The sequence below is a fragment of the Yaniella sp. genome (assembly GCF_030453185.1).
Lineage (GTDB): Bacteria > Actinomycetota > Actinomycetes > Actinomycetales > Micrococcaceae > Yaniella.
The window spans coordinates 1-7,504 of sequence record NZ_JAKDKW010000094.1; the positions used below are offsets into that span (position 1 = coordinate 1).

Consider the following 7,504-nt stretch of genomic DNA (forward strand, 5'->3'; position numbering starts at 1 on the left):
GCGCTGGCTGGTCAGATCTATGATCCGGTCCGGTACTCGTCGATCCAGCCGTGGCACGAGGCCCACGGCGCCACCCCGATGGTGGCCGGTGCTTGGATTCGTCCAGAACACTATGGCAATCCAGAAGCTGAGGTGCGCCGGGTCCGGGAAAAGGTTGGCATCATCGATGTCAGCCCGCTGGGCAAAATCGACCTGCGCGGCCCCGATGTGCCCAAACTGCTCAACCTGCTCTACTCCAATAAATGGTCCAAACTCGATATCGGTAAGGTCCGCTACGGTGCCATGATGTCTGAAGACGGCGTGGTCATGGACGACGGTGTGACCGCCCACCTGGGCGAGGACCACTACCTGCTGACCACCACTTCCGGTGGTGCCGGTCGAGTCTGGGACTGGATCGAAGAATGGCTGCAAGCCTACCGCCCCGAATGGCAGGTCCATGCAACACCGGTGACCACCGCCTACACGAGTATCAATGTCGCCGGCCCCCATGCCCGAACTCTGCTGTCACGGTTGACCGACGTCGACCTGTCGTCCGAGGCATTCAAGTTCATGCAGGTACGCACCGGCACGGTCGCCGGTGTTGCTGACACCATTCTGTGGCGCATCGGATTCACCGGTGAGCTCTCCTATGAAATTCACGTCCCGGCCGCCTACGGTCTGCACGTCTGGGAAGCCCTGCTAGAAGCCGGCAAAGACCTCGGCGTTGGCCCATTCGGTATCGAAGCTCAGCGCGTCTTACGTCTGGAATCCGGCCAGCTCATTATTGGCCAGGACACCGACGGCCTCACCCAGGCCTACAGCGCCGGCCTGGACTGGGCGGTCAAACTCGATAAAGACGACTTCGTGGGCAAACCGGAACTGCTCTGGCAGAAGAACAAACAATCTGGTCCACGCATGGTTGCGCTCCAACCGGTCGACCCGACCATTGTGCCCACCGAGGCAAGCCAAATCATGGATGCCAATGGCAACATTGCCGGACGGATTACCTCGAGTCGCCACTCGCCCACTCTGAACCGGTCGATCTGTCTGGCACAAGTGGACATATCGCTTTCCGAACCAGGAACTATGGTGGATGTTCGGCTGCCAGATGCGTCCACAATCCAGGCCAAAGTGATGTCAGGTATGACAGCCGTGGACCCCGAGGGTACACGCAAGGACAACGACACCGTACCGCAGTCGCTGATTACCTTTGCCGAACCCGTGGCACGTGGCCCCATGGCCCTGGGTGCGGCAACCACACGGATCGGTGATTGGGAGGTCGGCGCCCAACCATCCACCGCAGCATTGACGCTGGAGGACCAGTCCGCACTGGCAAAGATCGAAGTCCGCAGCAAGGCTAACGGTGCCATTGCCGATAAACTGCAAACCCACTTCGGTCGGGTCTATCAGGGCGATGGTGGCACACTGGTGATCGGGTCCGGTCCGGGTCAGTGGCACGTGATTTCCGAGGTCAATTCACAAGACACTGCCCTAGCCGAACTCCAACAGCTCGCTGCTGCCAGCGATGAACTGACGACGGCAGTCGATCTCACCCACGGACGGGCCATGTTCCGGCTGACCGGCGATGACGCCGCCGGGTTGCTCAATAAGCTGTGCTCGCTGGAATTCGCCGATGATATGGTGCCCGATGGTGCCGCACTACGCAGCTCCGTAGCCGGTGTGGTCACCGATATTGCCCGCAACGACCAATCGGGCATGCGCAGCTACTTGCTGCACTGCGAGCGCTCATCGGGCCAGTACCTGTGGGATACGCTGCTAGATGCCGGTGCCGAATATCGCATCGAACCAGCAGGCTTTAGCGCAGGCTAAACCCCACCACCATCAAACATGTGGCCGGTCCCAATTACGGGGCCGGCCACTATGTGTGTGCGCTGTCGAACAGCCGGAACTATTCTGCGACGTCGGTTACCGAATAGTCGGCGTCACGGCGAGCATCCTTGGCACCGATCACGCTGCCGTTTTCGTAATCAATTTCCAGCGCCTGAACCGAGCCAAAGACCGCATCGGCGCGCGTGGTGACCTGAGGTTCCCAACCACGCTGGCCGATCAGCTCGGTAACTTCTGCGCTGGGCTCTTGTTCCATGGCCAACACGCCATCTTGCAGGCTATGCCGGGGCGCATCGATGGCCTCTTGCAGCGGTGCGTCCTGCAGACCCCACGGGATCATAACGGAAGTCAGGATATTTGGAATCTGGTGGCCGCCCGGTGTACCAATGCCCAGCACCACTCGTCCCTGATCATCCAGCACCAGTGACGGCGCCGACCAGCTGACAGATTTACGTCCGGGCTCAGGCTGATTCGATGGGGTGTCGATGGCTTCGAACCGGGAGAGCTGGTCGTTCAGGAAGAAGCCACCCACGTACTCGGATTCGTTGCCACCCCAGAAACTGGTCAGGGTATTGGTCATGGAGACGGTGAGGCCCGAGTCATCGACCACGGTCACATGCGTGGTGTTCCCGGCCTCGATTTCCGCACGCTCACCCTCTTCGCCCTGAGCTCCCCGTGCCGAAGCCGGTTCAGCCGAATTCGCGTTGGAATCCGCATCGGTAAGTTGATCGGTGGGAACATCCACGAAATCTGGGTCACCGAAGTGATCGCTCACGCTCTGATTCGCAGTCTGCCAAGCATTGGACGTGTGATCAATGTAGTCGGCCGAGCCCGGAGCCGAATCGCCTGCCCCCAGGGATTCGGCAATCTGGAGCTGTTGGACCACGGCTGCCCCCGGCAGCGGTGGTGCGGCTGAGACGAACTCATACTCGCCGAATGTGCCACTGACCGGCGGGGCTTCTTCGGTTTCATAGTTCGCCAAGGTTTGGGCATCCAAGCCATCAACCTGGGAGAGCTCTTCGGCGATCGAGCCGGTATAAAAGTCCTCCGGCCCCTCTTCGGCCAGTGTTCTCAGCGTCTCCGCCAGGTCTTCCTGCACCAGGGTATCCCCGGCAGAAAGCGGCTGGCCCCAACTATGGAAGTGGCCCAGCCCAGAGATCGAGGCCGGCCCCCAGTCACTTTCGAACCGCTGCGCCAAGAGCTCTGTGACTTCAAATCCTTCATCAGCAAGCTCGATGGACGGGGCCAAGAGTTCGGCCCATTCCATGCTGCCGTGTTCCTCGTGCAGGGTGGCCATCCCGTCAACCATCCCGGGCACACCCGTGCCAGAGTCTGGGATGTTGCCGTCTGCGGCCACCACTTCACGGTAGTCATAGCCCACAGGATCCATGGACGGGCTGGCCAGCAGGGTGGATCCACCGCCGCCAATACCTGATGCATACGGCTCCACCACGCTGATGGCAAATGCGGTGGCGATCGCCGCGTCGACGGCGTTGCCGCCGTCTTCTAAGATCTGCATCCCCGCATCCACCGCATCCGGGTGCGCGGCAGCCACACCGTGTTGCTTCAGTTCAGCCGCTGCCTCGGAGGTCTCTTCTTCGGCTTCTTCAGTGGTTTCCTGTGGTGTCGGTTCACTGGGCGTTGTCGAAGGGGTCACGGGGTCTTGTTCTGCTGATTCGCCAGCGCAACCGCTCACGGCAAGCATCGTCGCCAGTGAAGTCATGGATATCAGCATGCGAAAACGGGACCGCGTTTTCGGTAGGGGCCTCGACATTCGCGGGTTCCTTCCGGTCAGAGCATAGATTTGGCCACAGTAACACGACTGTGCCGCCCCTATTTTACTCGTATCGGCGTGTTTGGCCTGGTCAAGCCAAATCGTGTTGAGTATCCAGTTAGCATGAAGCTGAAGCACTTAGACTTCCAAACCTGATGACCTCCACACGAAACCAGAACCCGCATATGACTCAAGCTCCGGTCTCGACCCCCAAGGATCGCAGCGACGGTAAGTCTCGCAGACTCCACGGCCTTGACGCTGCCCGCGCCCTTGCGATCGTTGGAATGCTTGCCGTCAATGTTGGGCCGCGCAAAGAAGACGGCGAAACCGGGCTTGCCGTACTCATCTACGATCTCCCCCACGGCCGCGCATCGCTGTTGTTTATGATCCTTGCCGGCATCGGTATGTCGCTGATGACCAAACGTTCCCGCCAGACTTCAGCACCACTGCCATGGCACACCATCGTCTGGCGTGCGGCACTGTTGATTTTCAGTGGGTTGGCACTCCAGATGCTCGATCACGACATCAGCGTGATTTTGACCTATTACGGGGTGCTGTTTTTATGTGGTCTGCCGCTGTTGCGAGCGCCCACCTGGTTGGTGACAGCGTTGGCAATGGTGAGCCTGGTAGCGGGTCCGGTGGTGTGGCTGTATATGCAACAAAAAACCTCCACGACCTTTGATTTCTCAGCACCCTCATTCACCGATCCACTATGGACCATAGTCCACGCCACGCTACTGACCGGCGCCTACCCCGTGGCCGTTTGGCTTGCACCGTTCCTCCTCGGCATGGTGTTGGGGCGGCTTGCACTGTCCGAGCGAACAGTGCAACACCGCCTCATCGGCTGGGGTGCGGTGGCCACCACCGTCCCGATGATCACCTGGTTACTCCTGGTTGTAGCCAACGGTTTCCCGACATCGGAGTACGGGTGGGACCAGCTCATGTCGGCAGAACCCCATTCGCAAATGCCGCTGTGGATGATCTCCGGTTGTGGCAGCGCAGTCTTGGTTATCGGCATGTTCCTACGGGGCGAGCAAGTGGTCGTGCACCGGCTCAGCTGGTTGGTCTCAGCCGGTCGCCTGGCATTAACCATTTATGTGGCGCACCTGTTTATCTTGGCCTGGCTTGTCCGCCCCGGCCCCAACAACCTCGTGGAAGGGTACGTGACCATCGCGATCATGTCGGTATTCTTTATTGCCTCCGCGCACCTGTGGTGGCGCCACCTAGGAATCGGGCCGCTTGAACGGCTGCTTCGCTGGCCACCACGCCTTACTCGCTAGATAAATGCACTGTTCTTACCGGACTAGACGAACAGGTCATGTTGTTTGAATCGTCAGGACTGCTTGAAGGACTGGGCTACGTGACCTCCACCAAATACGCTATACTTGTATAACAAAGGGAAGGTGGGCGCTATGACAAAAACACAGCTGAATGTACGCATTGACCACGAATTGGATAATCGCCTGGCTGAACTAGCCAAAAGAACCGGACGCACAAAAAGTTTTTACACCGTTGAAGCGATCAAAGAATTCCTTGAAGATCAAGAGGACTACTATTTGGCGAAGGACTCGCTTGCGGAATTCCAAGACTCCGGTGAGGCTGCTATTGACATGGAAGACGTTGATTGGGATAACACCAATCGATGACGTATCGGATTCGTTTCACGCCCAAGGCAAACAAACAAGTACGTCGGCTTGATAAGCCTGTTGCACACCGGATCCGTGAATATCTAGAACAACTTGATCCTGAAAATCCGAGAGTAGCGGGCAAACCCCTCAAAGGTGGCAGTGGCTTTTGGCGTTATCGTGTTGGGGATTACCGCATCTTGGTAAGCATTCAAGACGCCGAACTGCTTGTACTAGTCATTGATGTAGATCACCGACGCCAGGTGTATCGAAACCTCTAAAATTGCCCCACCACAGCCCGCACCTAGTCGCATGGCAAGCACTCCTGCCGGTCGCACCCACAGTGGTCGCACTCTTGGGATTGCGCATGATGGCAAGAACCGCTGTTGGCCACCGCGCCTCAACAAATAGCGTGCTAACGCACAATCCATAGGTCAATAATCACAGCATCGGGTTCACGTCGTCCAGAACCAATGACGACGGTCGACTCCAACCACTGCCAGGAAGTCTCTGGGGTATCAGCGACCTCAAACCGTGGAGCACAGCGGAAATAGATACGCTCGGCCGGAACTTTCTCACCCTTGGCAATCGCCGCGATATCTTCGGCTGAACCGGTTCGATAGGCAACATTGGTCACGAACAGGCGTGCGCCATCCGCAAGCTCAACGACATAGCGGGCATCAAGATCAGACTCTGTTGCACTACGAATGACCTGAAAATCAGCACCGGCGTTCAGGATCGTACCCGAAACCCCTGGGCCCGACAGTGCGCCGCCGGTAATCGGGATGACACGACGCTGGCCGGCGTGGGTGCGACCAACCACCACTGGTGTATCAACTTCAATATCCAATGTGCCGAAGTATTCCAGGTTCGGTGCCTGTGGTGCGGTGCTATGTGATGCAGTAGTCATAGCTTCTAGGCTAGTCGGCCCGCCCTCAAGGCAACACACCAAGTCACGATCGGTGTTTAACTTCTTCTAATCCCACGACCGCGATAGCACTGCCGGCTATGACCAACAGTGGTATCCACCATTCCCACGCACCCGGGTTGTCGGGGAACACAATATTCAGCAGCAGTGAGCCCTTCCCCAAGAGGTTTCCAATCAGCGGCAACAAGCCAAAACTCAACCCTACAAAGAAGGCTGCCCCCTGCGCCGCTTGAAGTTTCGTCTTCGAATTCGTCATGATACCCGCCCGCCTTTTTACAATACACTTGTATTTTTTCACGTGGTCATGAACCATGTCAATACGTTCGTATTGTTATACTTTGAGGGTGCCAAAAATCGTGAATGTCCCAGCGCAGAAATCGCGCATCGCCGCTGCCGTTTGGCGCCTTGTTGCCCACCGGGGCCTTGATGCAGTCTCCATGCGAGCGGTAGCCACCGAGGCAGGCATCTCTATGGGACAGGTTCAGCATTATTTCGCGTCCAAACATGACCTGCTATATGCAGGAATTGAGCACTCATACGCCCTCATTGAGCGGATGATCGAAGAAAGCTCCCCGTCGGAGAGCACCTCCCCCAGCGCCCTGCTCTATACGATCTTCACGCTGCTGCTCGGCGAGAAAGCGGAAATGCGTGATGCGATTCGTGTGAACTTAGCGTTTGCCGCCCGCAATGAAAAAGAAGCTCGAATCCAAGAGTTACTCACTTCAGGAGATGCCGAAATCATCGACCTCACCCAAAGTGTCATGCGACAGGCCCAGCAAGCAGGCGACATACCAACCGACCTTGACTCAGAGTCTGAAGCACGCGCGCTCTTTGCGTGTGTCCAGGGACTCGGCATCCAGGTCTCGGTCTACCAGTACGACGCCGCCGAAGCCCGCAGAACACTGCTGCATTATCTGCACCGCCTAGGGCTCACCTTATCCCCCTGATGTTCGGGTTTTCCATAATCAAAGTGTCCGGGTTTCTCGGTGTTGCTTTGTCGCGCGGAACCATACTGTTAAAGCATGACTTCAACAACAGCTCCCCCAGCGGCTCACAAAGCCGCCCGCCCGCCATTACGGTTGGGCCTGACACTCTTACATCTGGCCGTTATGGGTTCACTCGGATGGGCAGTCATCGGACTGCTCGGTGGTGCCATCGGCGCCGGCATCGGACTGCTGTTCGTGCTCGGTGTCGGCGTCATCGTCCTGCTCGGTGTGCTCTACGCCTTATTCGGTCTCGCCTGGTTTGAAATCGAACGCATTGCCAGTCTCTACAAACTGCCGGCCCACTCGTTGACGTGGCGGCCGGCAACCCAACCCGGTTTCGTTGGCTACCTGAAATCGCTGGGCA

General features: G+C 57.9%; 8 protein-coding genes and 1 pseudogene. 6 read left to right on the top strand and 3 right to left on the bottom strand.

Annotated features, from left to right (window positions below; translation table 11 throughout):
- On the top strand, positions 1-1,809 hold a 1,809-nt coding region (locus L0H14_RS11015; RefSeq protein ID WP_301421824.1), incomplete at its 5' end, for a glycine cleavage T C-terminal barrel domain-containing protein.
- A gap of 79 nt (positions 1,810-1,888) precedes the next feature.
- Here the strand turns inward: L0H14_RS11015 and L0H14_RS11020 are convergent.
- A complete protein-coding gene (locus L0H14_RS11020; protein ID WP_301419620.1) occupies positions 1,889-3,550 on the bottom strand; it encodes a gamma-glutamyltransferase family protein in 1,662 nt (553 codons plus the stop codon).
- Between the two features lie 236 nt (positions 3,551-3,786).
- On the opposite strand from L0H14_RS11020, the gene L0H14_RS11025 reads away from it, so the two are divergent.
- The 3 genes from L0H14_RS11025 (at position 3,787) to L0H14_RS11035 (ending at position 5,507) form a co-directional block, all read left to right on the top strand.
- Complete coding sequence (locus tag L0H14_RS11025) at positions 3,787-4,881, top strand: DUF418 domain-containing protein (protein ID WP_301421825.1); 1,095 nt, start codon at positions 3,787-3,789, stop codon at positions 4,879-4,881.
- A 132-nt stretch (positions 4,882-5,013) separates the two neighbouring features.
- Complete coding sequence (locus L0H14_RS11030; RefSeq protein ID WP_301419618.1) at positions 5,014-5,247, top strand: ribbon-helix-helix domain-containing protein; 234 nt, start codon at positions 5,014-5,016, stop codon at positions 5,245-5,247.
- Entirely contained in the window at positions 5,244-5,507 is a 264-nt protein-coding gene (locus tag L0H14_RS11035; protein ID WP_301421826.1) for a type II toxin-antitoxin system RelE/ParE family toxin, read from the top strand. The genes L0H14_RS11030 and L0H14_RS11035 overlap by 4 nt, the downstream gene beginning before the upstream one ends.
- Before the next feature lie 134 nt (positions 5,508-5,641).
- On the opposite strand, the gene L0H14_RS11040 is transcribed toward L0H14_RS11035, so the two are convergent.
- Positions 5,642-6,136, bottom strand: coding sequence for a DUF3237 domain-containing protein (locus tag L0H14_RS11040; protein ID WP_301421827.1), 495 nt, complete (start codon positions 6,134-6,136; stop codon positions 5,642-5,644).
- Positions 6,137-6,179: 43 nt separating this feature from the next.
- A complete protein-coding gene (locus L0H14_RS11045) occupies positions 6,180-6,410 on the bottom strand; it encodes a hypothetical protein (protein WP_301421828.1) in 231 nt (76 codons plus the stop codon).
- A gap of 100 nt (positions 6,411-6,510) precedes the next feature.
- Here L0H14_RS11045 and L0H14_RS11050 point away from each other — a divergent pair, with 100 nt between their 5' ends.
- Together L0H14_RS11050 and L0H14_RS11055 are read left to right on the top strand one after the other, a co-directional pair.
- Entirely contained in the window at positions 6,511-7,101 is a 591-nt protein-coding gene (locus L0H14_RS11050) for a TetR/AcrR family transcriptional regulator (RefSeq protein WP_301421829.1), read from the top strand.
- A 75-nt stretch (positions 7,102-7,176) separates the two neighbouring features.
- A pseudogene (locus L0H14_RS11055) lies at positions 7,177-7,504 on the top strand (hypothetical protein); the annotation flags it as partial.

Bases quoted from the DNA above. Each gene is read 5' to 3' on its own strand.
- L0H14_RS11020 (WP_301419620.1), bottom strand. From the start codon at position 3,550: ATGACTTCACTGGCGACGATGCTTGCCGTGAGCGGTTGCGCTGGCGAA.
- L0H14_RS11025 (WP_301421825.1), top strand. From the start codon at position 3,787: ATGACTCAAGCTCCGGTCTCGACCCCCAAGGATCGCAGCGACGGTAAG.
- L0H14_RS11030 (WP_301419618.1), top strand. From the start codon at position 5,014: ATGACAAAAACACAGCTGAATGTACGCATTGACCACGAATTGGATAAT.
- L0H14_RS11035 (WP_301421826.1), top strand. From the start codon at position 5,244: ATGACGTATCGGATTCGTTTCACGCCCAAGGCAAACAAACAAGTACGT.
- L0H14_RS11040 (WP_301421827.1), bottom strand. From the start codon at position 6,136: ATGACTACTGCATCACATAGCACCGCACCACAGGCACCGAACCTGGAA.
- L0H14_RS11045 (WP_301421828.1), bottom strand. From the start codon at position 6,410: ATGACGAATTCGAAGACGAAACTTCAAGCGGCGCAGGGGGCAGCCTTC.